Genomic DNA, 565 nt, shown 5'->3' with positions numbered 1-565 from the left:
CGGAGCTGCGCGACGACCTCGCGCGCGCGCTCCAGGACGCCGACCCCACGGTGCGCCGCGCCGCCGCCGACGCGGTGGGGCAGGCGGTCCAGCGCAGCGAGGGGGCGGCCCGCGTGCGCTCGGCGCTGTTCGCCGTGCTCGCGGTGGAGCCCGACTCGCAGGTGCGCGGGCAGCTCGCCGAGAACGCCGGGCGCGTGCGCGCCGACTCGGCCGACGCCGCGCCGACGGCCACCGCGCTGGCGGCGCAGCTGCCGCTGCGGGGCGCGGTGCGCGGGCTCTTCTTCCTGGCGCGCCAGCGCGCGGCCCGCGGGCGCCTCCCCGCCGAGGTCGGGCGCCGGCTGCAGGAGGTGGCCGCCACCGCGACGCTCCCCGACGACGTGCGCGCGCTGGTGGCGACGGCGGCGTCGATCGGCGACCCGGCCCCCGTGGTGCGCTACCGCGCCCTCGCGCTCGCGCCATGCGCCGCGCTGGCGGCGGCGACGCGCGACACCAACGCGCACGTCGCGCTCGGCGCGGTCGACGCGCTGGCGCGGTGCGGGAGCGACTCGGCCGCCGTGGCGACGCT

At 82.1% G+C, this 565-nt stretch carries 1 pseudogene; it reads left to right on the top strand.

The features are described 5' to 3' along the window. Nucleotides 1-565: pseudogene (locus tag PYV61_RS26445) on the top strand (hypothetical protein); the annotation flags it as partial.

It is taken from the genome of Roseisolibacter sp. H3M3-2 (genome assembly GCF_029211165.1).
In the GTDB taxonomy this organism is placed as follows: domain Bacteria; phylum Gemmatimonadota; class Gemmatimonadetes; order Gemmatimonadales; family Gemmatimonadaceae; genus Roseisolibacter.
This window is presented reverse-complemented; position numbering and strand designations above follow the sequence as displayed.